This is a genomic window from Pseudarthrobacter sp. W1I19, from assembly GCF_030817835.1.
Classification (GTDB): domain Bacteria; phylum Actinomycetota; class Actinomycetes; order Actinomycetales; family Micrococcaceae; genus Arthrobacter.
In genome coordinates this window covers 1,836,078-1,862,908 of record NZ_JAUSZR010000001.1, presented here as the reverse complement: position 1 = coordinate 1,862,908, position 26,831 = coordinate 1,836,078, and the positions used below count along the sequence as shown (strand labels likewise).

Below are 26,831 nucleotides of genomic sequence, written 5' to 3'. Positions count from 1 at the left end.
CAGTCTATTCCTCACCCGAAGGAGTTTTATAACCGGCCCTTAAAACAGCCAGGGCCGGACGGCATCAGGTTTCTGACGCGGTCCGGCCCCTGCGAAAACCCTAGGCCTGGGCGGGCTCCGCGGGAGCCGCGGAACGCTCAGCGGCGGCGCGGCGCTGCTCTACGCGCTTGGCCTGCCTGACGAGGTCCGGCTCGTTCTGGCGCAACCAGGCATACATCGGAGCCGCAACGAAAATGGTGGCCGCAGTCCCGATCAGGATGCCAACGAACAGGGCAAGCGAGAGGTCCCGCAGCGTTCCCGCGCCAAGGAGTCCGGCACCGATGAACAGGATGGCGCCGACGGGCAGGATGGCCACCATCATGGTGTTGATCGAGCGGACCAGGGTCTGGTTCACGGCCAGGTTGACTTCCTCCGCGAAAGTGCGGCGTGTTGATGCGTCAAGCTCAGCCGTATTCTCGCGGATCTTGTCGAACACCACCACCGTGTCATAGAGCGAGTAGCTCAGGACTGTGAGGAACCCGATGATGGCCGACGGGGTCACTTCGAAGTCGCTGAGCGCGTACACCCCGGCTGTCACGAACATGGTGACCACCATGCCCGCAATGGCTGAGAGCGACATCTTCCAGGTGCGGAAGTACAACGCCATCAGCACCGCGGCGAGGAGCACAAAAATCACCAGGCCGATCAGCGCCTGCTTAGTGACGTCAGCACCCCAGGTGGGTCCCACAAAGGTTGAGGTCACCTCGTTGTCCGTGACTCCGTAGGCCGTGGTCAGGCCTTCCTTGATGCGAAGGGTTTCATCGTCGGTGAGTTTGTCGGTCTGGATCCGCATGGTGGTCCCGGCCACGTTGGCGACACGTGGCACGCTGCCGGCCACCACGTCGGTGACGGCCTCCTCGCCCACCGTGGCGTCCGTGGTCTTGACGTTCGAGACCGTGAACTCGGACCCGCCCCGGAATTCAATACCGAGGTTGAAGCCGCCCTTGGCCACCGGAATGAGGATGGACAGGGCAACGGCCACGGCCGCGGCGATGAACCAGATCTTCTTGGCCCCTACGAAGTTGTAGGAGCGCTTGCCGGTGTAGAGCTCATTACCGAAAGTTGCGAAGCTTGGCATTACTTGTTCTCCTTCGCTGCAGACTTCGAGGAGCCGGCCAGCTCCGCCTGCTTCTGCGCCAGGCGGCGTTCGGCAATGGTCATGCGGCGTTCGGCCTCGGCCGTGGCGCCTGCATTCTTGGCTCGGACTGCGACGGCGGGCCGGTCTTCGGGTGTGCGGACGCGGCCCGCGCCGCGGTACAGCGGAACTGCGCCGAGGCGCTTGGGGTCGAGGCCGGAGAACCTGTGTCCTTCACCAAAGAACCGGGTGCGGGCCAGCAGTTGCAGCGTGGGGTGGGTGAACATAAACACCACGATGAGGTCGGCGATCGCGGTCAGGCCCAGGGTGAAGGCGAAGCCGCGGACGTTGCCGACGGCCACGAAGTACAGGACCAGTGCCGCCAGCAGGTTGACAGCCTTCGAGGCGAGGACGGTCCGCTTGGCGCGCTTCCAGCCGTTTTCGACGGCGGACACCAGCCCGCGTCCTTCACGGAGCTCATCGCGGATGCGTTCGAAGTAGACGATGAACGAGTCAGCCGTCTGGCCGATGGCAACGATGATGCCCGCTACGCCTGCCAGGGACAGCCGGTAGTTTTCCGTCCAGCCCAGGATGGCGATAGCCAGGTAGGTCAGGATGCCGGCGACCACCAGCGAGGCGATGGTCACGAAGCCAAGGGCCCGGTACTGGAACAGCGAGTAGACCACCACCAGGAGCAGGCCGATCAAGCCGGCGAGGAGGCCCATACGCAGCTGCTCGCCGCCCAGGGTGGCGGAAATCTGCTGCTCGCTTTGGATCTCGAAGCTGATGGGCAGGGCACCGAACCGGAGCTGGTCAGACAATGCCTTGGCGGTTTGTTCCGTGAAGCCGCCGGTGATCTGCGGCCTGCCGTCGGTGATCACGGCCAGCGAACGCGGAGCGGAAATGACCTGGTCATCGAGCACAATGGCGAACTGTGCCTTGGGGTCGTTGCCCGATTCCCCGCCGGCAGCCACGTAGAACTGGTTCAGGCGTTCCGTGACCTCTTTGAACTTAGCGGTGCCTTCGCCGTCGAACTGGATGTTGACTGCCCACTCATTCGTGACGGCACCCTGTGCACCCTGCTGGAGCTGGAAGGAGGAGGTGACGATGTTGCTGCCTTTAACCTCCACCGGACCCAGGATGTACTTGATCGCCGGGTTGTTCCCGGATGCAGGCTCACAGGTGACCAGCGGCTTGGCCGGGTCCGAGCGTTCCTGCTCGTCCTGGGACGGGTTGTCGCAGTCAAGGGCTTCGAACTGGCGGTAGATTTCCGGCGTGATCCAGTTCGTGTCGCTGCTGTTGGCGGGTTCCGCCGTCGGCTTCGGCAGCTGGTCTTCCGGTGCCCGCGACTCCTCAGGCACGGCCGCGCCTGCCCCGTTAAGCAGGACAGGACGGAAGTTCATGTCCGCGGAGGCCTGGATGAGGTCGCGTGTCTGGCTTGAAGGGGTGCCTGGAAGGCTGACCACCACATTGCGCCCGGACTGGGTGCTGATCTCGGCTTCGGCAACGCCGGAGCCGTCCACCCGCTGGCGGATGATCGCCACAGCCTGGTTGAGCTGTTCTTCGTTGATGTCCGAACCGCCCTCAACCTTGGGCGCCAGGATCATCTGGGTGCCGCCTTCGAGGTCCAGGGCCAGCTTGGGCGCCCAGCTCGCCTTCCCGGCCAGGGTGCCGCCCGCCAGGACAGCAGTCAGCGCGACGATGATGACGCCGAGCCAGACCAGGACCCTGAGGCCTGGTTTCTTAGGGCCAGTTCGTGCCATTGTTGATCTTTCTCTTATTCACGTCAGGAACCGCCGGTGCCTGGTTTGGCCGGCACCGGCGGTATTCCGCAGCCGTAGAGGTGTTGAAAAGCGCTAACAGGGACTAGTTGTCCTTCTTGCCCTCATCATTGAGGCGCTTCAGGGTCTCGTCGGGAGTCTCGGCCGGCTGGGCCGGGGTTCCGGTCTCCGCTGCGGGGATTTCCTGCCCGGTGATGGAGGAGGCATCATCCGGGACGGCCGGCGCAGCGGCCTCGGGCACAGCAGCGGGCTCAACAATCTTGGTGACGGCCTGGCGGTGTACGGTGGCGAGATTGCCGGGGGAAAGTTCAAGGGTGACCTTGTTCTCGGCCTCGTCGATGTCCACGATCCGGCCGTAGAGGCCAAAGCTGGTCATCACGTCGACGCCCGGGCCGAACTTCGACTGGAGCTCCGCCTGCTGCTGCTGCGTCTTCTTGTTGCGGCGGAACATCATAAAGATGAACACGCCGAGCATGACGAACAGGAGAATTGACATTGGATCCAAGGGGAATTCCGTCCTTTTATTTGCCTAGCTGATTTTCCAGCAACATCGGCTTCGCTCCGGCCGGGGCAGAACTGTCAGGCAGGCAGAGGCCTGACGGGTTCCTTCCCCAGCGACGCAGGCAGCATGTGCAGCCCGCGAAACAAAGACCCGAACGTGCCGAGCGTCATACCAGTCTAAAGGGAAAAGCTGAAGGGAGCCTGCTACTGGCTTTGCGGCGCCCAGTTGTCAGTGCCCTCGGACTCATCTTGGGCAGTATCGAAAAGGTCCAGCGGCTCCTGCCCGAAAACGCCGGACGGGATCGCATAGCCGAGGTGGGTCCAGGCGGGGGCCATTGCGATCCTTCCCCGCGGCGTGCGGCCCAGCAGCCCCTCGCGCACCAGGAAGGGCTCGGCCACCGTCTCCACGGTCTCCGTTTCTTCGCCGACGGCGATGGCCAGGGTGGACAGGCCCACGGGGCCGCCGCCGAACTTGGTAATCAGCGCTTCCAGGACCGCCCGGTCCAGCCGGTCGAGCCCCTTCTTATCCACTTCATACATATCCAGGGCCGCGGAGGCCGCCCGCGCATCAATCTGTTCGATGCCGTGCACCAAAGCCCAGTCACGGACCCGGCGCAGCAGCCTGTTGGCAATACGCGGCGTGCCGCGGGAGCGGCCGGCGATCTCGCTGAATCCGGCAGAGTTGACCTTCAGGTCCAACAGCCCGGCGGAGCGCCGCAGGACAAGCTCAAGTTCGGCAACGGAATAGAACTCCAGGTGCCCGGTGAAGCCGAACCGGTCACGCAGCGGCCCCGGCAGGAGGCCCGCACGGGTGGTGGCACCGACGAGGGTGAACGGCGGCAGTTCGAGCGGAATGGCAGTGGCGCCGGCGCCCTTGCCCACCACGATGTCCACCCGGAAGTCCTCCATGGCCATGTAGAGCATTTCTTCGGCCGGCCGGGACATCCGGTGGATTTCGTCCAGGAACAGGACCTCACCCTCGGACAGGGAGGACAGGATGGCGGCCAGGTCTCCGGCGTGCTGGATGGCGGGCCCGCTGCTGATCCGCAGCGGTGCGTTCATCTCCGATGCCACAATCATGGCCAGTGTGGTTTTACCGAGCCCGGGCGGGCCCGAAAAAAGCACGTGGTCCGCGCTCCGGCCGCGCATGCGTGAGGCCTGCAGCACCAGCGACAACTGTTTCCGCACCCGGTGCTGGCCCACAAAGTCATCGAGGTTTTTGGGCCGGAGGGCGGCCTCGATGGCACGCTCTTCCGGTTCCTCCCCCGCGGCCACCAGTGACGGTTCAGCCACGGCTGCCTACGCGGTTGCCGGCACGCGCTCCGTCCTGACCCAGCCAGCGGAGCGTAGTCCGCAGGATTTCCGGCACGTTGCCGCGGAAGGACACCTCGGGATCGTCCGCCAGTGCCTTGTCGATGCTGGCGGAGGCGTCCTTTTCGGACCAGCCGAGGCTCGTCAGCGCAGCAACCACCTGGGGTTTCCAGGCGGCCTCCGCAGCGGTAGGTGCACCCGCTGCAGCGGCAGTGCCGTGCGGCACCAGCTTTCCGGCGAGCTCCAAAACGATCCTGCCGGCCACCTTGGGACCGATGCCGGGCACTTTGGTGAAGGTTTTGCTGTCACCGGTGTGTGCCGCCACCCGGATCGCCTCCGGATCATGGACAGCAAGAACTGCCAGCGCCAGCCGGGGGCCCACCCCGCTGACACTGAGCAGGATGTCGAAAACTTCCCGCTCGTCGTCGGACGCGAAGCCAAAAAGCGTGAGCGAATCCTCACGCACGATCAGGGACGTGAACAGCTGGCCCTCCTCCCCCGTGCGGAGCTTACTGAGGGTCTGCGGCGTGGCGTTAACGCTCATGCCCGCACCGTTGAGATCGATCACGGCCGTGGACAGGCCTACGTGCGCTACGGTTCCGCGAAGGAAACTGATCAAGGCCGGGCTCCTGGTGTACCGCCGGGCCGCCACTTGGTAAGAGGGCAGGTACCGGCTATCCGAACATATCTACGAATACCCTAGCAAGCAGCCAGGACAATCAGCGGGCACGCCGCACTTTCGCCTCCGCTTCGGCCCATGCCCGTTGGGCCGGAGTCAGCGAAGAACTGCCGGGGCCGGTAGTGGCAATCGCCGCACCGCTGCCGGCACGCCACGCATGGGTGATGGCCAGGGCCAGGGCGTCTGCTGCGTCAGCCGGGCGCGGCGGGGCATCGAGCCGGAGGATCTTGGTGACGAGCTTGGTCACCGCGTCCTTATTGGAGGAGCCGCTGCCGGTCACGGCCGCTTTTACTTCCGACGGCGTATGCAGCGCCACCGGAATTCCGCGGCGCGCGGCGGCGGCGATCACCACGCCGGACGCCTGGGCGACCCCCATCACCGTGCTGACGTTGAGCTGGGAAAAGACGCGTTCGACGGCGAGCACCTGGGGCTCGTAGCGGTCCAGCCATTCGTCGATGGCCAGGGCGATCACCAGGAGGCGCTGGTCCAGCGTCTCCTCGGGCGAAGTGCCCACCACGCCCACGGCCACCATGGTTGCCCGCCTGTTCCGCTCAACGTCCACCACGCCGATGCCGCAGCGGGTCAGTCCCGGGTCTACGCCGAGTACACGCAGCGTCACGGGCGCGAGGGGTCAGCAGGCACCGCGGGACGTCACTCTGATTCCAGGGCAGCCTGGACTTCGTCGCTGAGGTCGGCGTTGCTGTAAACGTTCTGGACGTCGTCGAGGTCCTCGAGTGCATCGGCAAGCTTGAGGAACTTACGGGCGCCGTCGACGTCGAGCTCCACCTGCATGGAGGGGACGAACTCCACCTCGTCGGTGTCGTACTCGATGCCGGCTTCCTTGAGGGCGTCGCGGATGGCCTGCAGGTCAGCGGGTTCGGAGTGGATCTCGAAGGTCTCGCCGTTGTCCTTGACTTCCTCGGCGCCGGCGTCCAGCACGGCCATCAGGACGTCGTCCTCGCTGAGGCCGTTCTTCGGCAGCGTAACAACACCCTTGCGGGCGAAGAGGTAGCTCACGGAACCGGGATCAGCGATGGTGCCGCCGTTGCGCGAAATGGCCAGGCGCACCTCGGAAGCAGCACGGTTCTTGTTGTCCGTGAGGCACTCGATCAGCAGCGCGGAGCCCTGGGGGCCGCGGGCTTCGTACATGATTTCGGTGTAGTCCACCACTTCACCGGTGAGGCCGGCGCCGCGCTTGATGGCACGGTCGATGTTGTCGTTGGGAACCGAGGTCTTCTTCGCCTTGGTCACGGCCAGTTCCAGGCCGGGGTTGCCGGCGAGGTCCGGGCCGCCCATGCGTGCGGCAACTTCGATGTTCTTGATCAGCTTGGCGAACGACTTTGCGCGGCGGCTGTCAATGATCGCCTTCTTGTGCTTGGTCGTCGCCCATTTGGAGTGGCCTGACATGCTTTACGCTTCTCCTCTGATCATGCGGATAAAAAGTTCGTGTACGCGTTTCTCCCCCGTCACTTCCGGGTGGAAGGAGGTGGCCAGCAGCCGGCCTGAACGCACTGCAACAATTCTAGCCGTCCCGGGCAGCGGGACCGCGTGGGACGCGTGCTCAGGATCGGCCGGCTCCACCTGGGCCAGGATTTCAACGTCCGGTCCCACACGCTCCACCCACGGTCCGCGGATAAAGACGGCGTGGACGGGCGGAACCCCGGACTCCGTGGCGCTGAAGTCCAGCCCTTTGAAATCAAGGTCCGTCTCGAATGACTCGCGCTGCCGGCCGAACGCGTTGCGGCGCACGGTGATGTCCAGTCCGCCGAACGTCTGCTGCGGGGCTCCGGAAAGGTCGGTGGCCGGATCGGCGATGTCAGAGGCCAGCAGGATCATGCCGGCGCAGGACCCGTACACCGGCAGGCCGTCGGCGATGCGTTCCTTGAGCGGCCCGGCCAGGTCGAAGGCGCGGGCAAGCTTATCGATGGCGGTGGATTCGCCCCCTGGAATAACCAGGCCGTGCAGGCCGTCCAGTTCCTTGGGGCGGCGGATTCCCACCGCCTCCGCGCCGGTCGCTTCGATGGCCCGGAGGTGTTCGCGGAAGTCACCTTGGAGCGCCAGCACGCCGATCCGCAGACCGGATCCAACGCGTGCGGAAGCGGCTGAAAGGGAATTTGTCATCCATCCAGCATACGGCGCAGTCGCTTTCACCCAGTCCGCAAGGCCATCCCCGGCGGCAGCTGTATGCCGTTGCTGGGATATATTCGAACTATGTTCTCCTTCAGTGTTCCGCTCGGCAAGCTGGTCCGTCGCGCCTCCCGGCTCCGGGGTGGCGGGTCTGCCTTTCCGGGGCTGGTGGTCGAAAAAATCGATCCCGGCTTTATGCGGCGGACACTCACCACCCTCCCGCACGGCGTAGCCGTCGTCAGCGGCACCAACGGCAAAACCACCACCACCAAGATGGTGGTGGAACTGCTGGAGAGCCAGGGGCTGAAGGTTTTCACCAACCGCACCGGCAGCAACTTCACCCGCGGCGTGGCCGCGGCCCTGCTCGGCGAAGTAGACTGGCGCGGCCGGCTCGACGCCGACGTCGCGGTCCTGGAACTGGACGAGGCCCACGCCGTTCATTTCGTCAACAGCGTGCCCCCGCGCTACTGCCTCCTCCTGAACGTCCTGCGCGACCAGCTGGACCGGTTCGGCGAGATCGATAAAACAGCCCAGCTGCTCCAGCACATCGCCGCAAAAACCACGGGGACTGTAGTACTGAACCGCGAGGATCCCCGCGTTGCCCGGATCGCTGCAACGCTGACGGGGCAGGAGGTCAAGTACTTCGGCCTGGATGACTCGCTGCTGGGAACTTTCCCCAACGACGACGACCTGCGCGCGGCTCCCGGAAGTCCCGCCCCGGCGGCCCTGCCGGAGAAGCCCGCAGCCGACGTCGTACTCCGCAAAGTAGGCGCGGACAGTGCTGAATTTGAGTACGACGGCGGCACTGTCACCACGGGCATGAAGCTGCGCGGGGTGTACAACATCTTTAATGCGGCGGCGGCGCTGACGCTTGCGCGCAGTATTTGTGGCGGCGGCGCAGCCACCGCGAACCATGCCACCTTGCTGGAAGCTCTGTCCAAGGTGGAGCCGGCGTTTGGCCGAGGTGAGAGCCTTACCGTGGACGGGCAGCCGTTGGATCTCGTCCTCGTGAAGAACCCGAGCGGCTTCCGGCTGGGGCTGAAGTCCTTTCCCGCCGGCGGCTACGCCACGATGATCGCCATCAATGACAACTACGCCGACGGCCGGGACATGTCCTGGCTGTGGGATGTGGAATTCGATTCCCTGCGCGAGGGCGGAGTGGACCAGGTGACAGGGTCCCGCGCCTACGACATGGCCCTGCGCCTGCAGTACGACGACGTCCGGATCGGCGCTGTGGACACCGAGATCGCCCCCGCCCTCGCGGCCTTCATCAGGGAGGCGCAGGGCAAGCCCAAGCGCGTATTCTGCACCTACACCGCCATGCTGGCGATCCGCCGCGAGCTGTCCAAAATCACCACCGTGGAGGTTGTCTCATGAGCCAGGCAGGCGCGGATCCCGTCAACGGAAGCAAGGGCACCATACGGGTGGTGCAGCTGTATCCGCGGGACATGAACATCTACGGCGACTGGGGTAACGCCCTGGTCCTGCAGCAGCGGCTCCGCTGGCACGGCTACACTCCCGAACTGCTCGAATACAACGTGGGTGATCCGTTCCCCGGGGACGTGGACATTATTCTGGGCGGCGGCGGCCAGGACAGCGGACAGCTGGTCATCCAGGACGACCTGCAGGCGCGGGCCGGGACGTTGAAGGACCTTGCCGAGGACGGCGCCCCGATGCTGGTCATCTGCGGGCTGTACCAACTTTTCGGTCATTTCTTCAAAACACGCACCGGAGCCGTCATCCCCGGCATCGGTGTCCTGGACGTGGAAACCCATGGCACGGACGAGCGCCTGATCGGGAACGTCAAGGTGGCCACGCCCGAGTTCGGCGAAGTCCTGGGTTACGAGAACCACAGCGGCCAGACCAGGCTCGGCAGCGGGGTGCGGCCCCTCGGCTCCGTTGCCAAGGGCACCGGGAACAACAGCAGCGACGGCCATGAGGGCGCCCGGTACCGCAATGTTGTGGCGAGTTACCTGCACGGCTCGCTGTTGCCGAAGAACCCTGCGATTGCCGATTTCCTGATCCGGACGGCCGCCGAGCGGAAATTCGGGACGTTCGAGCCGGGCCACCCCGACGACCGGTTCGCCGAACTGGCCAGGGAGCACGCGGCGCGCCGCCCGCGCTGATTCCGTTTTTGCTACCACGGCCGACGGCGGCACTTTCGTTGGCCCCGTCTTACGGCTCGCGGGTAATCAGGAGTTCGTGGGCGCCCGCCGCTGCGGCTCCACGGGATTCCACCACGGTGGCGGTCCGCTGCCTGGTGGCGGCATCCGCTTCCGGGCCGGCGCATGGCCCCTGCGGCGCGTCGGCCGCTACCGGGCACCAGCGGTAGGGATCGCGGACCATAACCGATGGAGCCCAGGCCATATCGGTGGCTGACCACTTCCCGGTGGCGTCCTGGCCAAACTGCACCCTGACCAGCAGGCCCTCATTGTTGACCACGTACCAGGGTGACAGTTCGGTGATGCCGTTGCCGAGGCCATACACAATCCAGGTGCCCTTGTAGTTTTCGATGGGCAGCACCGAGTGGGTGTGGTGCCCGTAGACCAGGTTGAACTGCCCGCTGTCCACCAGCGCATGCGCGACCTCCTGCTGTTGTGCGTTCGGTTCGCTGGCATACTCCTCACCGGCATGCATCGCGCCCAGGACGATGTCGGCCCCGAGTTCCCTCGCCTTCACGGCCTTGGCAATCATGGCCGGGGCGTCCAGCATGTCCACTTGCCACGGGTAGTCCGGGACCAGCCCGTTGAGCCCGTAGGCGGCCTCGATGACCGCGACCATCGCGGCCGGTGTCTGCAGGATGAGGATCCCCTGGGACTCATTTTCGGTCCGGTAGGAACCCGTGTGTTTAAGGCCGGCGGCATCGAGGGCATCTAGGGTGCGCAGCAGTCCGTCGGTGCCACGGTCGATGGTGTGGTTGCTGGCGGTGGTGCATGCCTGGTACCCCACATTCTTGGATGCTGTGATGATCTGCGGCGGGACGTTAAAGGACGGGTACGCCGAGAACGGACCTTCCGGACCGGCCACAGGTGTTTCCTGGTGGCAGATTGCAAGGTCACTGCCGTTGATGTACCGGCGTTGCCCTTCCAGCAGCGGCCCAAAATCGTAGCCGGGCTTCCCCGCTGCGGCCGCATCCTGCTGCGCCTGCTGCCAGAGCTGGGTGTGGACCAGCATGTCGCCGGTGACCAGCACCGATGTGCACCGCAGCACCGGGCAGGCCGGGCCCTTGCCGGGCGTGGGAGCAGGGGTCGGGGTGGGACTGGGGGCCGGAGCTGAGGCTGGTGTCCCGGAACCGGGGACTTCGGAACTGGAAACTGCCGGCCGCGGCGTCTGCCCGTTCTGCTCAGCCACCAACCCGCAGCCGGCCAGTGCAGCAGCTGCGAACAATGCGCAGACGGTGGCGCCGGCGCGCGCGGCGGCACCACCCCAACTAATCCCCATAGCCGTCATTGTAGGTATTGCGGCCCGCCGCCACGAGCATTTGGAGGTCGTTGAGAAGGTGTGGCCCGTGTGGAAGATTTACGTCATGACAAACCCCCTGCTTCATCCCAGCCCGCTTCCGTTCGGCCTGCCTCCCTTTGCTGACCTCCAGGCCTCGCATTATGCGGAGGCAGCAGAGGCCGGGTTCGCCGGCCACCTGGCGGACATCCGGGCCATTGCGGAGAACCCTGAACCGGCCACCTTCCAGAACACGGCGGTGGCGATGGAGCTGTCCGGGCAGTTGCTGCAAAGGGCTTCTGCCGCCTTCTTCACCCTGGTGTCCGCCGATGCAACGGATGACATCCGGGATCTTGAAACAGCACTCTCGCCGCGCTTTTCCGCCCACCAGGATGAGGTTTTCCTGAACCGGGCGCTGTACGAGCGCTTCGCTGCCCTCGATACTTCCAGCCTCGATGCCGAGTCCGGGCGCCTGGTGGACGAGTATGTGAAGGAATTCCGGCAGTCCGGCATCCAGCTGGACGCGGCCGGGCAGGAGCGGCTCAGGGAGCTCAACGCGGAACTCTCCCGGTTGGGCACAGAGTTCGGCCAGCGGGTCAAGGAAGGTATGAAGTCGGCGGCCCTCCTGCTTGATGACGCCGCGGATCTGGCGGGGATGCCTGCCGACGACGTGGCACGGGCCGCGGAAGCTGCCCGTGCTGCGGGGCACCATGGGAAGTTCCTCCTGGCGCTGATCCAGCCCACCAACCAGCCCGCCCTCGCCGTCCTTGAGAGCCGGGACATCCGTCGTCGGCTCTTTGAGGCCTCGGTGGCCCGCGGGAGCAGCGGCGGGAACCTCGACGTCCTGGATTTGGCCCGGTCCATGGCGGGACTCCGTGCCGAAAAGGCCGCCTTGCTGGGCTTCGCGAACTACGCAGAACTGGTGGTGGACCGCCAGACCGCGCCTGATTTTGAGTCGGTCCAGTCGATGCTGAACCGCATGGCACCGGCGGCCGTCCGCAACGCAGACCTTGAAGCCGCTGCCCTTGCCGAGTCAGCCGGACACCCCCTGGAGGCCTGGGACTGGGCCTTCTACTCCGCCAAGGTCCGGCGGGAGAAATACGAGGTGGACGAGCAGGCACTTCGTCCATTCTTCGAGCTGGAGCGGGTCCTTACTGAGGGCGTCTTTTTCGCCGCAACATCCCTTTACGGCATCACCTTCCAGGAGCGGACGGACCTGGCCGGGTACCACCCGGATGTCCGTGTCTGGGAGGTCCGGAACGAGGACGGCACTGCATTGGGCCTGTTCCTGGGCGACTACTACACGCGGGAGTCCAAGCGCGGGGGTGCCTGGATGAGTTCGCTGGTGGACCAATCGGAGCTGCTGGGAACAAGACCAGTTGTCATCAACAACCTGAACATCTCCAAGCCGCCGGCGGGCGAACCCACGCTGCTGACCCTCGACGAGCTGCGGACCATGTTCCACGAATTCGGCCATGCACTCCACGGGTTGTTCTCGGACGTGGCGTACCCGAGGTTTTCCGGCACCGCTGTCCCCCGCGATTTTGTCGAATACCCGTCGCAGGTCAACGAGATGTGGATCATGTGGCCGGAGGTGCTGGCGAACTACGCCAAACACTACAAAACCGGGGAGCCGCTCCCCCGGGACATTGTGGACAAACTCCAGGAATCACAGCTGTGGGGCGAGGGCTTTGCCACGACTGAGTACCTGGGCGCGGCCCTGCTGGACCTGGCCTGGCACGTCCTGGGAGCCGCCGATGTGCCGGAGGACGCAGTGGCTTTCGAGGACAAGGCACTCGCGGCCGCCGGCATCGCCCACGCCCTGATCCCGCCGCGCTACCGCACGGGGTACTTCCAGCACGTCTTCGCCGGTGCCGGGTACGCCGCCGGATACTACTCGTACATCTGGAGCGAAGTGCTGGACGCCGAAACAGTGGACTGGTTTACCGAGAACGGCGGCTTGTCCCGGGCCAATGGCGAACGCTTCCGGCAGGAGCTCCTGTCCCGCGGAAACAGCAGGGACCCCCTCGAGTCCTTCCGCACCCTCCGCGGCCGCGAGGCAAAACTCGAGCCCCTCCTGAAGCGCCGCGGCCTGGAGTAAAGCCCCCGTCCACCCCGATTAAAGAAGTACGACGCCGGTCCCCCACCAAAGAAAGGTGAGGAACCGGCGTCGTAAATAAAGACGCAAGGCGACCCGCTTAGCGACGGACGGCGTTATCCGGCAGCGTGCGTAAAAGGGCCCCCGCGCGCCAGCCAGCTACAAAAGCTGCCAGGAGGGCGCGGGGAATAGCACGCAGAGGATGACGCCGCCCGGCGCCCCAAAAGGCGCCAGAGAAGCGACTTACCAGCCGCGCTCGGCGAGGCGGTGCGGCTGGGGGATCTCGTCGACGTTGATGCCCACCATGGCTTCACCCAGGCCGCGGGAGGCCTTGGCGATGACGTCGGGGTCATCGTAGAAGGTGGTGGCCTTCACGACGGCAGCGGCGCGCTGAGCCGGGTTGCCGGACTTGAAGATGCCCGAGCCAACGAACACGCCGTCAGCACCGAGCTGCATCATCATGGCGGCGTCAGCCGGGGTGGCAATACCGCCGGCGGTGAACAGCACCACCGGAAGCTTGCCGGCAGCGGCAACTTCCTTGACCAGTTCGTACGGGGCCTGCAGTTCCTTGGCCGCAACGTAGAGCTCGTCCTCGGGCAGGGCGGCGAGCTTGGCGATCTCGGAGCGGATCTGGCGCATGTGCCCGGTGGCGTTGGAGACATCGCCGGTGCCGGCCTCGCCCTTGGAGCGGATCATCGCCGCGCCCTCGTTGATGCGGCGCAGCGCCTCACCGAGGTTGGTGGCACCGCAGACGAAGGGAACCTTGAAGTTCCACTTGTCGATGTGGTTGACGTAGTCGGCCGGGGTCAGGACCTCGGACTCGTCGATGTAGTCCACGCCGAGGGACTGCAGAATCTGGGCCTCGACGAAATGGCCGATCCGGGCCTTGGCCATGACCGGAATGGACACGGCGTCGATGATCTGGTCGATCATGTCCGGATCGGACATGCGGGACACGCCGCCCTGGGCACGGATATCGGCCGGAACACGTTCCAGCGCCATCACAGCAACAGCACCGGCATCTTCGGCGATGCGGGCCTGTTCGACGTTGACGACGTCCATGATGACGCCGCCCTTGAGCATCTCAGCCATGCCCCGCTTCACGCGGTTGCTGCCCGTGACGCTGTTCGCGGACGAACCGGCCTCGTTGCTTACATCAGGTGTAGACACAAAAACCCCTATGGGTAGATAGATGACCTTCGCCGGGAGTGCAGGGCGGCACGTCAGATGCCGTGTTTACACACACCGGGTTGCCGGATCCATTGACCGGGCAGTCCTAATACTAGTCTCACCCCGGCCGCCCGGCTCAATTCGTGTTAATCAGCCGGGGACGGTTCCGCAAGAGCCTGCCGGCGGACCGAAACCACACGCTGGACCACGGTGACGAAGCTGGCGAGGGCGAGCAACGACAGCGTCACCAGCAACACCACGCTGGGAAGCCCCAGACCGGTAAATCCGGTGACCACCAGAACCGAAACCAGGCGCTCCGCGCGTTCGGCGATGCCCACGTTGGCGGTGAAGCCCAAGGACTCGGCTTTGGCCCTGGCGTAGGAAACCACCATGCCCAAGACAAGGCAGACGGTGGCCATCATCGCGATGGGAACATTGGCGCCGCCCGTGAAGAACCATACGGCGAGCCCCGCGAACAGGGCACCGTCGGCGATCCGGTCCAGCGTGGAGTCGAGGAAGTTGCCCCAGCGGCCGCCCACCGCCTGCATCCTGGCCATGATGCCGTCGAGGACGTCGGAGAAGATAAACGCTGTGATAAACAGGGTTCCCCACCAGAGCTGGCCCAGGGGGTAGAAGACGAGGGCCCCCACCACCACGCCGGCCGTGCCGATGATCGTGACGGCGTCTGGTGAAACGCCTATGCGCAGGAGCCAGCGGGCAATCGGGGTGAACAGGGCTGTGAAGAACCCGCGCGCGTGCTTATTCAGCATCCGTCTCCCCGGGCCAGGCGTCGGCGACCTGCTGGCGGACCTCATCTAGGGTCTGCGTGATCGCCTTGGTCTGGGCGATGATGGGGAAGAAGTTCCCGTCGCCGCCCCACCGGGGAACGATGTGCTGGTGCAGGTGCGCGGCGATGCCGGCCCCGCCCACCACGCCTTGGTTCATCCCCAGGTTGAAACCGCCGGGATTCGACACCTTCCGCAGGACCCGCATGGCGGTCTGGGTCAGCTCGGCGAACTCTGCCGTCTCCTCCACCGTCAGATCCGTGTAATCCGGGACGTGGCGGTACGGGCAGACCAGGAGATGCCCGGGGTTATAGGGAAACAGGTTCAGCACCACGTAGCACGTCTTTCCCCGGTAGACGATGAGTGCTTCCTCATCGGTACGGGCGGGTCCGACGCAGAACGGGCAGTCGTTTTCGTTCTTGAACTGGTGCTGGCCGCCCTTGATGTAGGCCATCCGGTGCGGAGTCCACAGGCGCTGGAAAGCGTCCGGGACACCGGCGAGGTCAAAGTCGTCGGTAACGCCGGCATCCCCCGGATATCCTGCGCCTGTGTTCTCCTGCACCGTACTGTTCCGTTTCGCTAGCTGGTCCGGTTCCGGACGGCTTCAGTGATCCGCTTGACTGCCTCGGCCACGGGCACGCCGTTGTCCTGGCTTCCATCGCGGAAGCGGAAGGAGACAGCGCCTGCCTCGGCGTCATCACCGCCGGCGATGAGCACAAACGGGATCTTGTCCTTGCTGGCGGTGCGGATCTTCTTGGGGAACCGGTCCGAGGAGGTGTCCACCTCGGCACGGATCCCTGCCGCCTTAAGCTGATCAACGACGTCGAACATGTACTCGTTGAACGTCTCCGCTACAGGAATGCCCACCACCTGGACGGGTGCGAGCCACGCCGGGAAGGCGCCGGCATAGTGCTCGGTCAGCACACCCATGAACCGCTCCACTGAACCGAAAAGCGCACGGTGGATCATCACGGGGCGCTGGCGGGTGCCGTCGGCGGCCTGGAATTCCAGCTCAAAGCGTTCAGGCAGGTTGAAGTCCAGCTGGATGGTGGACATCTGCCAGGTGCGGCCCAGCGCGTCCTTGGCCTGGACGGAGATCTTGGGGCCGTAGAAGGCTGCTCCGCCCGGGTCCGGCACGAGTTCCAGCCCGGATTCCTGCGCGACCTCGGCCAGGGTCCTGGTGGCTTCCTCCCAGGCGGCGTCCTCGCCGACGTACTTTTCCGGGTCCTTGGTGGACAGTTCCAGGTAGAAGTCGTTGAGTCCGTAGTCCTTGAGCAGGTCCAGGACGAAGGTCAGCGTCTTGGTGAGTTCGTCCTTCATCTGTTCGCGGGTGCAGTAGATGTGGGCGTCGTCCTGTGTCATGCCGCGCACGCGGGTGAGGCCGTGCACCACGCCGGACTTCTCATAGCGGTAGACCGACCCGAATTCGAACAGGCGCAGCGGCAGCTCCCGGTACGAGCGCCCGCGGGACCGGAAGATGAGGTTGTGCATGGGGCAGTTCATCGGCTTCAGGTAGTAGTCCTGCGCCGGCTTGCGGATGCTGCCGTCTTCGTTGAGTTCCTCATCCACCCGCATGGCGGGGAACATGCCGTCCTTGTACCAGTCGAGGTGGCCGGACACTTCGTAGAGGTGGCCTTTGGTGATGTGCGGCGTGTAGACGAACTCGTAGCCCGCTTCGACGTGGCGCTGCCGTGAGTAGTCCTCCATCTCCTTGCGGATGATGCCGCCCTTGGGGTGGAAGACGGGCAGGCCGGAGCCGAGTTCGTCAGGGAAGGAGAACAGGTCCAGTTCGGAGCCGAGCTTGCGGTGGTCGCGGCGCTCGGCCTCGGCAAGGCGTTCCTGGTAGGCCTTGAGGGCGTCCTTGGTGGGCCAGGCCGTGCCGTAAATGCGCTGCAGCTGCTGGTTTTTCTGGTTTCCCAGCCAGTAGGCCGACGACGACCGGGTGAGGGCGAAGGCGTTGGAGATCATCTTGGTGTTGGGCAAGTGCGGGCCGCGGCAGAGGTCGCACCAGACGGTGGTCCCTTCCTTGCGCTCAACGTTGTCGTAGATGGTGATGTCGCCGGCGCCGACCTCTACATTGACGCCCTCACCGGCTTCGGCGGCCTCGTTTTTCTTGCCCAGGAGTTCGAGCTTGTAGGGCTCGTTCTTCATCGCCTCGCGGGCCTCCTCCTCGGAAACGACGCGGCGGACGAACTTCTGGTTCTGGTTGACGATCTTGAGCATCATCTTCTCGAGGGTTTTGAGGTCCTCGGGGGTAAAGGGCTCGGCGACATCGAAGTCGAAGTAGAAGCCGTCGGTAATGTACGGGCCAATGCCCAGCTTGGCATCGGGGCGCAGCTGCTGGACAGCCTGTGCCATCACGTGGGCGGTGGAGTGGCGGAGTACGTTAAGCCCGTCCGGGGAATCGATGGTGACACCCTCAACCTCGGCGCCTTCGGGCAGTTCCTGGTCCAGGTCCTTCAGCTCGCCATTGACGCGGGCCACAACAACATCACGGCGCTCAAAGAAGAGTTCCGCACCGGTTGTCCCGGTAGTCACCTTGGTCTCTTCGCCATCGACGAGAAGGGTGATCTGCTGGGCATCTGACACGGGTGTCTCCTATTCAAAGTTAAGGCTTCATAGCTTGTGGCATACGGGGACCACAGCCAGCCACCGTCAATGCTATCGGTTCGGCGAAGGGCCGACCAAAGCGGCACACGGCAGCCTCACCCGCTAAAACCGGTAATTGCCAGGGTCCTGCTGATCCCGTCCAGGGGATGCGGGACATCGCCAGGCTGGTCTGCAGGCGTTGGGAAGGGCAAAGTCTCCGTGCGGCTGAGGTCCCAGGCCATGCTGGCACTGATGCTGATGCCCCTCGGCCCTGTCCTCCTGGTAGTGCCGCGGATGAGCAGCAACCTGGTTCCGAACAGGAGCAGCCCTGCGTTTTCCTGGGCTTCGTGGAAGAAGACCGAATCGACGCAGCCGGTGCCGTCGTCAATGCTGATGAAAACCACCCTCCTGCCGCCCCGCATAGGAGGTGTCTGGGTGGCCACGCGCACTCCGGCCACCAGCACTTCAGTCCCGTTACGCAGGCCAAGGAGCTTGTCCGCTGTTGTGACGCCCAGCCGTTCCAGGATGGGGCGGTGGCTTTCCATCAGGTGGCTGCTGACATCAACGGCCATCAGGTCCAGTTCCGCCCGGACATTCTCTACGAGGGTGGGTGCGGGCAGCCCCGGTTTAACGTTCCGCAGCTCCACATCGCCCAAGGGAAGGGACAGCTGCCCCTCGACCAGTTCGACGCCCTTCCGCCCGGTGCCTGCATTTTGCAGCCGTTGCAGGTGCTGGACCAGGTCAGCCCGGTTGGCCATTCCGCCTGCCTCCCGATGGAGGGAATCAAACGCACCCAGCTGGGCCAGCCGTTTGATGCTTGGCTTGCTCAGCCGCGAGCGCGCGCGGAGGTCTGCGAGGGAGTCGTAGGGCTGGCCGGCAACTATCCTTTTCAATTCGGTGGCGGACAACCCGTAGATCCCGTTCAGGCTCAGCCGGATTCCGAGCTTCCCGGCATCAGGTCCGTGCAGGATCCGCTCCACCCGGTACTCCCCTTTGCTGCGGTTGATGTCCAGGGGAAGGATGGGGATGCCAAGCCTTCTTGCCTCCGCCACGAGAAGCCGTTTTGGGTACATGCCGGGGTCGTGCTCCCACAGGCCTGCCAGGAACGCTTCCGGGTGGTGCGCCTTCAGCCATGCTGACTGGTACGTGGGCACGGCGAAGGCCGCCCCGTGGGCTTTGCAGAAACCGAAGCTGGCAAAGGACTTCAGGGTCTGCCAGACCTTGTCTACGACGTCGGGTGAGAAGTTCTTTGCCTTGGCATGCTTCCGGAAGTACTCCTCCACCCGGAATTCCCCAGACTCGCTGCTGAGGGCGCGGCGGAATTCATCGGCCTTCGCAAGCCCGCACCCGGTCATGACATCGAGAGTCCGGAGGATTTGTTCGTGGAACACCGTCACGCCGTGGGTCTCCTGGAGTACCGGCTTCAGGAGGGGGTGCGGATAAACCTCGGGAGCAAACCCGTGCCGGTGCTCCAGGAAGGGCCGCACCATGTCCGATTTCATGGGCCCGGGACGGAACAGGGAAATATCGATGATGAGGTCATTGAATTCCCGCGGCGCCATCTTGCCAATGAGCTCACGCTGCCCAGGTGACTCGATCTGGAAGCAGCCCAGGGTGTGGGTGCTCCGGATAAGTTCAAAGGTGGGCTCATCATCCAGGGGAATGGCGTTCAGGTCGATGTGCCCGTTCTCTGCAATGAAATCAGGCCCGGTCCCGCCAGTTCCGGTTGCATGGCCACCGGCAGCCACCACTTCCTCTTTGGAGGGATGGATGCGGATGATTTCCCGAACGGCAAATGCCATGGCGCTCTGCATCCTGACGCCCAGGACGTCGAGCTTGAGCATGCCCATGGGGTCCATGTCGTGCTTGTCGAACTGGCTCATGGGCAGTCCAAGCCCGCTGGGCTGGACAGGGGTGCGGTCCAGCAGGGTGGCATCCCCCAGGATCACCCCGCAAGGATGCATGGAGATGTGCCGGGGCAACCGGTCCAGGCGCTCGGTCAAGTCCACCAGCAGGTCAAGCTGCTGGTTGCCATGGGAATCCCGCTGTTCCACCCGGCCGGCAAATTCCCTCAATTCGGGCTTCTCCTGCAGCGCCTCGCGGAACTTCGAAGCTGAAAACCGCCACAATTGCTTGGCGATGTCCCCCACGTCCCCCTCATCCATCCCCAGGGCAAGGCCGGCGTCCCGCACAGCACCGCGTGCCCGGTAACCGTTCTGCATGCTCATGAGCGTGACGCGTTCTTTGCCAAAGCGCTCGAAAATCCGGTGGTACACGTTGTGCCGTTCGGCGCTCTCGACGTCGATATCAATATCCGGCAAGGTGGCCCGGTCCTGGGAGAGGAACCGTTCGAAGATGAGGTCGTGCTGCAGCGGATTTACCTGGCTGACGTCAATGAGGTAATTGACCAGGCTGGAGGCCCCGGAGCCCCGGGCGGCTGCCCGCACCCCCATGTCCTGGATCATCCTTGAAACCTCCGCCACGGTGAGGAAGTAGGAGGAGAACCCCAGGTTCTGGATGATCCCCAGCTCATGCTCAAGCCGGTGGAGCATTTCCTTTTCGCTGGTGCCGGCAATCCCGGGGAACCTCCTGCCAATCCCCGCCTGGCAGCGCTGCACCAGTTCCACATGCGGATCCTGGCTGATCCCGATGACCGCGGCTTCGGGCACTACCGGCTGCTTCCACCCCATGTCCGTGACGGGATCAATCCTGCACACATCGGCGAGCGCCTCTGTTTGTGCCATGAGCCTGTTGAGGTCTTCTGCCCCATAGCCGGCAGCGGAGATGATTTCCCTCCCCAGCTGGAGCATCTGACGGGAGGATTTCAGCCAGGCCTGGCCGTTTGGTTGCAGCAGCGGTTCCTGGGCCAGTTCCGGAAGGGATTTCAGGGTCCGGGCTGAATCCAGGACGTCTGCGGTTGCCGCCCCGTCCTCTGCGCAATACCGGACCGCGTTGGTGAGGATTGCCGGGATGCTGTGTTCTTCGGCGAGTTTAAGCATCCGGACGGCGTGTGCTGTACTCAAGGGAGATCCCGGGGCGCTGAGCTGGGACACGATCTCGGCCACCACAGTTCCCGCGGGCATGGCGTCCAGCCACTGCTTGAAAAGGGTGCGCGGGCGCAGGTAACGCCGCCCGCCCATGGCCCGACCGACGTCGGAATCCGGGCCTATCAGCACCATCAGCACAGGTTTAAGGGTTTGGGGATCCAGGGTGCGGGAGGCAAGTTCCGCACGGGTTACGGCCACCGGCACAACTCCCCCGGACTTTCCCGAGGTGCGGGCATGGGCGTCTGACACAAGCCGGCACAGCGCGCGGTAGCCGGCACCGTTGTTGTTGCCGCGGGCAAGCACCACCACGCGGCCCGCCAGCTGGGTGCGGTGATCGCCGTCGTCGTCATAAACGGCAAGGTCCACCCCGACGATGGGGTCAATGCCGGTGTCCATGCACGCCTTGAGGTGCTTGATGGTCCCGTACAGGCCGTCCCTGTCCGTGCAGGCGAGCGCGCTGGCGCCGTCAGCAGCAGCCGCCTGCGCCAGTTCCTCGGGCCATGACACTCCATAGTGGGCGCTGAATGCGGTGGAGACGTGGAGGTGCGTGAAGCTCATGCTGTTCTGGGTCGAAGTGCGTCATGGATCCGCAGGATCCGCCAGCGGCCGCTGCGGATATGGCGGGTCAGGTCAAGGGTGAGCGGCTCTCCCTGTTCAGCCAAGCCGGAGCCCGGAGCTGAAGGCAGCACCTGGACCCGCCAGATTTCATGGTCCACCAGGCCGGGGCCGCTGCCCAGCGGTGCACGGGTTTCTTCGGCCCACCATTGGCGGCGCTCGTACCAGCGCACCGGTTCGGCGCAGACCGAATAGGAACGTCCGGCCCAGATAACACCAACTGGATTGCCCTCAGGGGTGCAGGAGACGTCAACGGATTCGCTGAACATGCCCATGGCGCCTCCCGGATGCAGAAAGTTCGAACAGAAACCGTTCGAATATATATTCGAACAGAACCAGTCTACGCCTCCCGGAAGACGCCGCATAGACAAAGGACCGGGAGCGGGTTCAGCGGGAAGGGGAAATGCCGGGAAGCGTCTTCGGCTTACATTTCCGTCAGCCTTCAGGGGTGGACGGACCGAACGGCAGGGAGCAGGATTGTGCCATGAGCACCCATGACGCACTCCTCAAGCAGGTCAGTCTCAAGGCCCAGGACTCCACCCTTGTGGCAACTTTCGATCTGGACGGCAGTATCCCCGGTTCCGGTGCCTATGTGGTGGGGCTTGTGGCTGCCAGTCCGGACTACTCGTCCCAGCGGCGCCTGGGTATTGAATTCATGAACGGGAAGCCGATTTCCTTTTTCTCGTTCAACCATGACCAGAGTAGTGAGGAAAACTACGATCTTTCAGGCGTCAGCCACTCGGACAGCACCATCACCGGCCACTTCCCCATGGCAGCGATCAACGGCCTCGGCGAAGGGCACGTGATGACCGGCTTCAGCGAGGCTGACGGACGGGAATTCCAGTCCGGTGTTCCCGTGGAGGAGAACCTGTAACAGCTGGGCCGGGCGGCTCAGCTGTTTTCTTTGTGGACCCGGAGTTCGAGTTCGATGAAGCCGGAGATCATGGCCCGGTAGGTGGACTCTACGATGTCCGGGTCGATGTCCTTCTTTTCGGCTGCGGACCGGACGTGTTCAATGATCCGTTCCACCCGCCCCGGAGCGCGCACCTCTGCGTCGTCACCCTTGAGCGTTCCGGCGATCCGGATCAGGCGCTCGCGGCGGGCGATCAGGGTGACAATCTGCTCATCCACCTCGTCCACGGCAATCCGGACGGCAGCGAGCTGTTCCTTGTCGGCCAAAGCATCTCTATCGTTCCCTTGAATTGTCGCCATCCTCTGACAGTATCGAACCATGCAGCCAAGAGTCGACTTCATTTCACTGGGCGTCCGCAGCGTTCCGGTGTCCCGCGCGTTCTATGTTGACGGCCTGGGCTGGCCGGTCCACCGTGAGGCTCCGGGAGAAGTGGTGTTCATCCAGGTGAACCACGGCCTGGTGCTGTCGCTCTGGGACGTCCGCCAGATGCAGGCCGATGCCGGCGTCAGTGCTCCCGGCCCCGTTCCCTGCATCACCCTCAGCCACAACCTGCCGGGCACCGAGGACGTGGACCGGGTCATGGCAGAAGCCGCCGCGGCAGGCGCCCAAATCATTGCCGAGCCCATCACCCAGCCGTGGGGCGGGTACAGCGGCTACTTCGCAGACCCTGACGGCTTCCGCTGGGAGGTGGCGTACAACCCCACGTGGACAGTGGACGACGCCGGCACGGTCACTGTTTAGGCCGCATCCCGCCCGGGCATGGGCTTCTAGAAGAGGGCCTCCACGGGCCGGATCAGCTCCGGCCCGTTGTTGCGCACGTTCCCCACGTCCTTGCCCACGGAATCGACGTGCCAGTCCGACGCCACATCTTTGACCCCGGACCGTACCAGGTCCACGAGCCCGGCCGCGTCGTCGGCCTGGGGGTCCAGCCACGCTTCCATGGTGGATTTGTCCATCGGCAGCGGAACCCGGTCGTGCAGTGCCGTCAGCTTGCCGAACACCGTGTCCTCGCTTCCGGGCGGCGGCGTGTCAGTGGTGAGGATGGACGTGGATAACACCCACCCGCCCGGCTCCCCCGCCGGCCACGCCGGATCCTTCCACCACTCGTAAAGCCCCGCGAAAACCAGGCCGCGGCCCTCTCCCGGATGCACGTAGTAGGGCTGCTTCGACTTCCCGGGCCCCTGCTTCCACTCGTAGTAACCGTCCGCCGGCACCGCGCACCGGCGTGACTGCACGGCTTTGCGGAAGGCCGGTTTTTCCAGCACGGATTCGCTCCGGGCGTTGATCATCCGCGAACCGATGCCAGGGTCCTTGGCCCAGGACGGCACAAGGCCCCACCGCGCCACGTGGAGCTGGCGCACCTGCCTCGGCGCAGGCCCCTCCTCAATCAACCGCTCCAGGACGATGGGCACGGCATCGGTTGGCGCAACATTCCACGACGGCGGGATGTGCACCTCCTCCTCAAGCCCGGCGTCGAACTCAGCCAGGAGGTCCCCCACAGCACGTGCCATCACATAACGTCCACACATGGCTCCAGCATGCCACCGGCCATCTGAGCTGTCATGTGAAGCGCCGGGAACTGGGGAATATGGGCCTGCACGCTACCGTTGAAAGGAAGGAAACAATCAACCACGCATAGGAGAAACTTATGGACTTCACTCCCGAATCCGGCACCATCACCATGTTCTCCACCACCTGGTGCGGCTACTGCAACCGGCTAAAGAAGCAGCTGGACGCGCAGGGCATCGGCTACAAGGAGATCAACATTGAGGAAGTGGAAGGTACCGCTGAACTCGTGGAGCAGCTCAACGGCGGCAACCGCACAGTGCCCACCGTCCTCTTCCCGGACGGCACCGCTGCCACCAACCCGTCCGCTGCCGAGGTCAAGACCCGCCTCGCAGCCTAAGCGGCAGGACAGCCCCAAGGACCAGGGCAGCCTCACAGGCACCCCGGACAGGCGAAACGGGACCAACCGCAGGTTGGTCCCGTTTTTGTTGCAGTCTTATGCCCCCAGGTCGCTGAAGGGTGCCGTTTCAAGGGCGGTGTGTCCGGCATAGGTTGCCAGCAGTGCCTCCTCCACCGCTGCGACGTCCACGCCGGGAACAAGATCATCCACTGCCCCGGCAGTGGCAGGATCCCAGTCCAGGCCCAGGGCGGTGTAGGTATCGGTGAGGACCTTGCGGATGGGCGCGGAGTTTTCCACCACGATGACGGAGCTGAACAGCCAGCCGCCGGCCACCACGCGCTGGGCGGTACCTACCAGCTTCACCTGGCGGGGAGTACCAGGTGCGCTGCCGTGCACACTGAATTCCCCGGGGCAGTACTCGCCGGGAATCTCACCCACCGCTGCGTGCACCCCAAGGCTGCGCAGGGCATCCGCGAACAGCTCACCGAAGTACCCGAACCGGCTTTTGGATCCCGCGATCGCGTCCGCGTCGGGTTCAATGTGGTCCACCACCAGCGTCCCCTGGTGGTAGGCCGCCGCCCGGCCCCCGGCGCGGCGGACCAGCGGCTCAAAACCGTTGTCGCGGCAGGCCTGCTCCGCTGCTTGGAAACCCGGCAGCCGGGTATCCCGCTGGCCGAACGCCACCGTGGGTGCCGGCCGGTACAGCCGCAGCATGGGGCCTATTTCCCCGGTCCTCGCCCTGGCCAGGAGCTCCAGGCCAAATTCCAGGTCCCGCCCGGCGCCCAGCGAAACCTCCTGGCGCACCACTGTCAGTGTGCGGGTTCCCGGATCGGCATGGTGCATGTTGCTAAGCTCCCCTGTGGTCATCGTGCAGTTCCTTGCTGTTGCGGCCGCGTTCGCAGTGATTGACGCGATTTGCTGGCCGGACAGGCCAAACCTAGGTTACGCCGTGACCTTCGAGGTCATTTATAGCGCCGGCATTGTGTTTTTGCCCTCCGTCCGGCGTTCGACGGCGGCAGCTGGCTCACAGCCCTGGGTTCGGTCAGCGCCGCCCCACCCAGAGGCCGTGCAGCAGCGGGAGGGCGGACGCAACCATCAGAGCGCTGCCGAGACCGGGATCGTTGGCACGGACCACAGCCCCTGCAATCAACACGGCGCCGAATACCAGGGCCGACGCCGCGCGCCGCACCGTCCGGTCCAGCCTGGCGGCCTGCCGCTCCAGGCGGGGGTTGGCGCCGGTAAGGTTGCCTTCCTCGATCCTGGCAATGAGTGCGTCGAGGCGCCTGGGCAGGCGAAGCGCGAGTCCTGCGGCGTCAAATGCCTGCTGGGCCGCGTCCTGCACGAGGTTGCCGCGCTCGTCCCGGAGCAGCTGCGCGGCGTAGGGCTCCACCGAGTCCCACAGGTTGAACCGGGGGTCCAGGGAACTGCACACTCCCGATGTCAGCGACATCGCTCGGATGATGAGCAGGAAGTTCTCGGGCAGCTGGAACGGCAGGGAGCGCACCACGTCGCCGAATTCCATCGCGAAGTCACGGAACTCCCGCGGATCCACCTCGCGCAGCTCGGCGAAACCCATTCCGCCGAACCTGCCGAACAACTGCGTCATGGCCCGTTCCAGCCCCACCACGTCAGCTGCCGGCATCAGGACGCCTACATCGCCGATGGCAGCCACCAGGCCTTTGCCGTCCCGCGCGGCGGCAGCGAACAGGAGCTTGCGCAGGCCGCTGCGGGTCGAGGCCGGAACCTCACCCATCATGCCGAAGTCGATGAACGTCAGCTTCCACGGGAGCCCGCCGGCGCCGGCAGGAGCCGGGGTGACGAAAATATTGCCGGGGTGCGGGTCCGCATGGAAAAACCCGTTGGTGAACAGCTGGTCGAACATCACGGACGCGAACACCGGCGCCACCTGGGCGGGATCGATGCCTGCCGCCTTGAGCGCCGCGACATCCGTAATCTTGATGGCCGTGACGTCCTCAAGAGTCAGCACGCGGCGGGTGCACCGCTCCCAGGCGACGCGTGGCACCGCCACTCTGGTGTCGTTGGCAAAGTCCACCCCGAAACGCTCGGAATTGGCGGCTTCATGGAGGTAGTCGATTTCTTCGAAGCTGGTCTGGGCGAATTCCGTTACCAGGGCCGGAACGTCGGCGCGGCTGGAAACCACACGGAAGCGGCTCAGCCATCCACCCACCTTGCGCAATGCCGCCAGGTCGACGTCGACAATTGCGTCAATGCCCGGGCGCTGCACCTTGATCACCACATCCTTCAGCCCGGTCTCGGCGACATCAGCAGGAAGAAGGCGTGCGCGGTGCGCCTGCCCCAATGAGGCGGCGGCGATGGTGGCCTCCTCAATCCAGGCGAAGGCCTGCTCGAGCGGGACTCCCAGTTCCTTCTCGGCCAAGGCCCGGATGGCTGGAAACGGGACCGGGGGCACCTCGTCCTGCAGGCCCGCGAGTTCGGTGGTGATTTCCGGGGGAAGCACGTCAAGCCTGGACGAGAGGAACTGGCCCACCTTGATCATCAGGCCGCCGAGGTCCACCGCGAGCATGTGGAAACGCCGGGCGAAGCGCTGCATCCGGGCCGGCCGCGTCCGCTCAGCCACCAGCCCAAGCCCGATCCGCGGGAGCAGCAGCTCAAACCACCAGGTCACTGCCAGGTTCCAGGCCGCGAAGCGGAGTATGCGGCGGTACCGGGCCCGGATATTTCCGGCACCGGGAACCTGCACCGGATCTGCCCGGTTGCGGCGGACCGAAGCCACCC

General features: G+C 64.8%; 25 protein-coding genes. 6 read left to right on the top strand and 19 right to left on the bottom strand.

Annotated elements, in window-relative coordinates:
* Positions 1-100: 100 nt before the first annotated feature.
* The 8 genes from secF to pdxT all read right to left on the bottom strand — a co-directional run bounded on the left by secF (position 101) and on the right by pdxT (position 7,507).
* Positions 101-1,117 (bottom strand): protein translocase subunit SecF, encoded by a 1,017-nt coding sequence (gene secF / locus QF038_RS08740; RefSeq protein WP_307609774.1) that lies wholly within the window; start codon positions 1,115-1,117, stop codon positions 101-103.
* A complete protein-coding gene (gene secD, locus QF038_RS08735; RefSeq protein ID WP_307609773.1) occupies positions 1,117-2,877 on the bottom strand; it encodes a protein translocase subunit SecD in 1,761 nt (586 codons plus the stop codon). Before secD ends, secF begins: the two co-directional genes overlap by 1 nt.
* A gap of 103 nt (positions 2,878-2,980) precedes the next feature.
* The gene (yajC, locus tag QF038_RS08730; RefSeq protein WP_091419836.1) at positions 2,981-3,391 is read right to left on the bottom strand and encodes a preprotein translocase subunit YajC; all 411 of its coding nucleotides are present in this window, start codon (positions 3,389-3,391) and stop codon (positions 2,981-2,983) included.
* A gap of 209 nt (positions 3,392-3,600) precedes the next feature.
* Entirely contained in the window at positions 3,601-4,689 is a 1,089-nt protein-coding gene (gene ruvB, locus QF038_RS08725; protein ID WP_307609772.1) for a Holliday junction branch migration DNA helicase RuvB, read from the bottom strand.
* Complete coding sequence (ruvA, locus tag QF038_RS08720) at positions 4,682-5,326, bottom strand: Holliday junction branch migration protein RuvA (RefSeq protein WP_307609771.1); 645 nt, start codon at positions 5,324-5,326, stop codon at positions 4,682-4,684. Before ruvA ends, ruvB begins: the two co-directional genes overlap by 8 nt.
* A 100-nt stretch (positions 5,327-5,426) precedes the next feature.
* Positions 5,427-6,005 (bottom strand): crossover junction endodeoxyribonuclease RuvC, encoded by a 579-nt coding sequence (ruvC, locus tag QF038_RS08715; RefSeq protein WP_091419831.1) that lies wholly within the window; start codon positions 6,003-6,005, stop codon positions 5,427-5,429.
* Positions 6,006-6,037: 32 nt separating this feature from the next.
* Positions 6,038-6,793, bottom strand: a complete 756-nt coding sequence (locus QF038_RS08710) for a YebC/PmpR family DNA-binding transcriptional regulator (protein ID WP_307609770.1) — start codon at positions 6,791-6,793, stop codon at positions 6,038-6,040.
* Between the two features lie 3 nt (positions 6,794-6,796).
* Positions 6,797-7,507, bottom strand: coding sequence for a pyridoxal 5'-phosphate synthase glutaminase subunit PdxT (gene pdxT / locus QF038_RS08705; RefSeq protein WP_307609769.1), 711 nt, complete (start codon positions 7,505-7,507; stop codon positions 6,797-6,799).
* 90 nt (positions 7,508-7,597) lie between these two features.
* Here pdxT and QF038_RS08700 point away from each other — a divergent pair, with 90 nt between their 5' ends.
* A complete protein-coding gene (locus tag QF038_RS08700; protein ID WP_307609768.1) occupies positions 7,598-8,890 on the top strand; it encodes a Mur ligase family protein in 1,293 nt (430 codons plus the stop codon).
* A complete protein-coding gene (locus tag QF038_RS08695; RefSeq protein WP_307609767.1) occupies positions 8,887-9,639 on the top strand; it encodes a type 1 glutamine amidotransferase in 753 nt (250 codons plus the stop codon). Before QF038_RS08700 ends, QF038_RS08695 begins: the two co-directional genes overlap by 4 nt.
* A gap of 49 nt (positions 9,640-9,688) precedes the next feature.
* Here QF038_RS08695 and QF038_RS08690 read toward each other — a convergent pair whose 3' ends face one another.
* The gene (locus tag QF038_RS08690) at positions 9,689-10,954 is read right to left on the bottom strand and encodes a CapA family protein (RefSeq protein ID WP_373461542.1); all 1,266 of its coding nucleotides are present in this window, start codon (positions 10,952-10,954) and stop codon (positions 9,689-9,691) included.
* An 85-nt stretch (positions 10,955-11,039) separates the two neighbouring features.
* On the opposite strand from QF038_RS08690, the gene QF038_RS08685 reads away from it, so the two are divergent.
* The gene (locus QF038_RS08685) at positions 11,040-13,052 is read left to right on the top strand and encodes a M3 family metallopeptidase (RefSeq protein ID WP_307609765.1); all 2,013 of its coding nucleotides are present in this window, start codon (positions 11,040-11,042) and stop codon (positions 13,050-13,052) included.
* A gap of 240 nt (positions 13,053-13,292) precedes the next feature.
* Here the strand turns inward: QF038_RS08685 and pdxS are convergent, their stop codons facing one another.
* The 6 genes from pdxS to QF038_RS08655 all read right to left on the bottom strand — a co-directional run bounded on the left by pdxS (position 13,293) and on the right by QF038_RS08655 (position 21,530).
* Complete coding sequence (pdxS, locus tag QF038_RS08680) at positions 13,293-14,219, bottom strand: pyridoxal 5'-phosphate synthase lyase subunit PdxS (protein ID WP_307609764.1); 927 nt, start codon at positions 14,217-14,219, stop codon at positions 13,293-13,295.
* A 146-nt stretch (positions 14,220-14,365) separates the two neighbouring features.
* Entirely contained in the window at positions 14,366-14,989 is a 624-nt protein-coding gene (gene pgsA, locus QF038_RS08675; protein WP_307609763.1) for a phosphatidylinositol phosphate synthase, read from the bottom strand.
* Entirely contained in the window at positions 14,979-15,566 is a 588-nt protein-coding gene (locus QF038_RS08670) for an HIT domain-containing protein (RefSeq protein WP_091419818.1), read from the bottom strand. The genes pgsA and QF038_RS08670 overlap by 11 nt, the downstream gene beginning before the upstream one ends.
* Positions 15,567-15,583: 17 nt before the next feature.
* The gene (thrS, locus tag QF038_RS08665; protein WP_307609762.1) at positions 15,584-17,593 is read right to left on the bottom strand and encodes a threonine--tRNA ligase; all 2,010 of its coding nucleotides are present in this window, start codon (positions 17,591-17,593) and stop codon (positions 15,584-15,586) included.
* A 116-nt stretch (positions 17,594-17,709) separates the two neighbouring features.
* Complete coding sequence (locus tag QF038_RS08660; RefSeq protein ID WP_307609761.1) at positions 17,710-21,198, bottom strand: DNA polymerase III subunit alpha; 3,489 nt, start codon at positions 21,196-21,198, stop codon at positions 17,710-17,712.
* Positions 21,195-21,530: a DUF6504 family protein gene (locus QF038_RS08655; protein WP_307609760.1), complete on the bottom strand. Its 336-nt coding sequence runs from the start codon at positions 21,528-21,530 to the stop codon at positions 21,195-21,197. Before QF038_RS08655 ends, QF038_RS08660 begins: the two co-directional genes overlap by 4 nt.
* Positions 21,531-21,739: 209 nt before the next feature.
* Between QF038_RS08655 and QF038_RS08650 the strand changes: the two genes are divergently transcribed.
* On the top strand, positions 21,740-22,129 hold the full coding sequence (locus tag QF038_RS08650) for a hypothetical protein (protein ID WP_307609759.1): 390 nt from the start codon (positions 21,740-21,742) through the stop codon (positions 22,127-22,129).
* A 17-nt stretch (positions 22,130-22,146) separates the two neighbouring features.
* Here QF038_RS08650 and QF038_RS08645 read toward each other — a convergent pair whose 3' ends face one another.
* Positions 22,147-22,467 (bottom strand): chorismate mutase, encoded by a 321-nt coding sequence (locus tag QF038_RS08645; protein ID WP_091419810.1) that lies wholly within the window; start codon positions 22,465-22,467, stop codon positions 22,147-22,149.
* Between the two features lie 19 nt (positions 22,468-22,486).
* Here QF038_RS08645 and QF038_RS08640 point away from each other — a divergent pair, with 19 nt between their 5' ends.
* Entirely contained in the window at positions 22,487-22,909 is a 423-nt protein-coding gene (locus QF038_RS08640; RefSeq protein ID WP_307609758.1) for a VOC family protein, read from the top strand.
* A gap of 26 nt (positions 22,910-22,935) precedes the next feature.
* Here QF038_RS08640 and QF038_RS08635 read toward each other — a convergent pair whose 3' ends face one another.
* A complete protein-coding gene (locus QF038_RS08635; protein ID WP_307609757.1) occupies positions 22,936-23,679 on the bottom strand; it encodes an SOS response-associated peptidase in 744 nt (247 codons plus the stop codon).
* Positions 23,680-23,816: 137 nt separating this feature from the next.
* On the opposite strand from QF038_RS08635, the gene QF038_RS08630 reads away from it, so the two are divergent.
* Positions 23,817-24,074 (top strand): mycoredoxin, encoded by a 258-nt coding sequence (locus QF038_RS08630; RefSeq protein WP_307609756.1) that lies wholly within the window; start codon positions 23,817-23,819, stop codon positions 24,072-24,074.
* A 96-nt stretch (positions 24,075-24,170) separates the two neighbouring features.
* On the opposite strand, the gene QF038_RS08625 is transcribed toward QF038_RS08630, so the two are convergent.
* Both QF038_RS08625 and QF038_RS08620 read right to left on the bottom strand, forming a co-directional pair.
* On the bottom strand, positions 24,171-24,917 hold the full coding sequence (locus QF038_RS08625) for a lipoate--protein ligase family protein (protein ID WP_307613436.1): 747 nt from the start codon (positions 24,915-24,917) through the stop codon (positions 24,171-24,173).
* Positions 24,918-25,116: 199 nt separating this feature from the next.
* Positions 25,117-26,829, bottom strand: a complete 1,713-nt coding sequence (locus tag QF038_RS08620) for an AarF/ABC1/UbiB kinase family protein (protein ID WP_307609755.1) — start codon at positions 26,827-26,829, stop codon at positions 25,117-25,119.
* Positions 26,830-26,831: the final 2 nt, after the last annotated feature.

Coding starts and splice junctions, on each gene's coding strand:
- secF (WP_307609774.1), bottom strand. CDS start 1,117: ATGCCAAGCTTCGCAACTTTCGGTAATGAGCTCTACACCGGCAAGCGC.
- secD (WP_307609773.1), bottom strand. CDS start 2,877: ATGGCACGAACTGGCCCTAAGAAACCAGGCCTCAGGGTCCTGGTCTGG.
- yajC (WP_091419836.1), bottom strand. CDS start 3,391: ATGTCAATTCTCCTGTTCGTCATGCTCGGCGTGTTCATCTTTATGATG.
- QF038_RS08710 (WP_307609770.1), bottom strand. CDS start 6,793: ATGTCAGGCCACTCCAAATGGGCGACGACCAAGCACAAGAAGGCGATC.
- pdxT (WP_307609769.1), bottom strand. CDS start 7,507: ATGACAAATTCCCTTTCAGCCGCTTCCGCACGCGTTGGATCCGGTCTG.
- QF038_RS08700 (WP_307609768.1), top strand. CDS start 7,598: ATGTTCTCCTTCAGTGTTCCGCTCGGCAAGCTGGTCCGTCGCGCCTCC.
- QF038_RS08695 (WP_307609767.1), top strand. CDS start 8,887: ATGAGCCAGGCAGGCGCGGATCCCGTCAACGGAAGCAAGGGCACCATA.
- QF038_RS08690 (WP_373461542.1), bottom strand. CDS start 10,954: ATGGGGATTAGTTGGGGTGGTGCCGCCGCGCGCGCCGGCGCCACCGTC.
- QF038_RS08685 (WP_307609765.1), top strand. CDS start 11,040: ATGACAAACCCCCTGCTTCATCCCAGCCCGCTTCCGTTCGGCCTGCCT.
- pgsA (WP_307609763.1), bottom strand. CDS start 14,989: ATGCTGAATAAGCACGCGCGCGGGTTCTTCACAGCCCTGTTCACCCCG.
- QF038_RS08660 (WP_307609761.1), bottom strand. CDS start 21,198: ATGAGCTTCACGCACCTCCACGTCTCCACCGCATTCAGCGCCCACTAT.
- QF038_RS08655 (WP_307609760.1), bottom strand. CDS start 21,530: ATGGGCATGTTCAGCGAATCCGTTGACGTCTCCTGCACCCCTGAGGGC.
- QF038_RS08650 (WP_307609759.1), top strand. CDS start 21,740: ATGAGCACCCATGACGCACTCCTCAAGCAGGTCAGTCTCAAGGCCCAG.
- QF038_RS08645 (WP_091419810.1), bottom strand. CDS start 22,467: ATGGCGACAATTCAAGGGAACGATAGAGATGCTTTGGCCGACAAGGAA.
- QF038_RS08640 (WP_307609758.1), top strand. CDS start 22,487: ATGCAGCCAAGAGTCGACTTCATTTCACTGGGCGTCCGCAGCGTTCCG.
- QF038_RS08635 (WP_307609757.1), bottom strand. CDS start 23,679: ATGGCACGTGCTGTGGGGGACCTCCTGGCTGAGTTCGACGCCGGGCTT.
- QF038_RS08630 (WP_307609756.1), top strand. CDS start 23,817: ATGGACTTCACTCCCGAATCCGGCACCATCACCATGTTCTCCACCACC.
- QF038_RS08625 (WP_307613436.1), bottom strand. CDS start 24,917: ATGCACCATGCCGATCCGGGAACCCGCACACTGACAGTGGTGCGCCAG.